Annotated in this window: 1 protein-coding gene; it reads right to left on the reverse strand. The window is 44.9% G+C overall.

Annotation, left to right across the window (positions count from 1 at the left end):
- Nucleotides 1–352, reverse strand: a 352-nt coding sequence (locus tag FC36_RS10110) for a Rib/alpha-like domain-containing protein (RefSeq protein ID WP_268872453.1), incomplete at both ends; no start/stop codon positions are given.

The raw sequence follows: 352 nt of genomic DNA on the forward strand, positions 1-352 counted from the left end.
GTACATCGACTGTTACTTCACCAGTTTTTTGATCTACATCACCTAACTTCATGCCTTTTGGTAACTTGTTGCCCTCAGCGGTTACTGTTGTACCGGTTGGTAACGAAGTTACTGCTTGACCGTTGGCGTCTGTCAAGTTTGGTGTTACAGTTGTTTCACCTGCTTTGGTTACGTCTACAGCTGGGTAAGTCACTTCAACATCACTAGCTTTGTCTGTAACTGTCATTGGAACTGTTACTGCTTGTGTTGAACCATCTGGGTAAGTTACTGTTACTACACCGCTTGTTTGACCTGCCTTAGATACATCTGGAGTGCTTGTCCAGGCGTATGTGGTATCCGCTGGTAAGTCAGA

It is taken from the genome of Ligilactobacillus equi DSM 15833 = JCM 10991 (assembly GCF_001435735.1).
Taxonomy (GTDB): Bacteria; Bacillota; Bacilli; order Lactobacillales; family Lactobacillaceae; genus Ligilactobacillus; species Ligilactobacillus equi.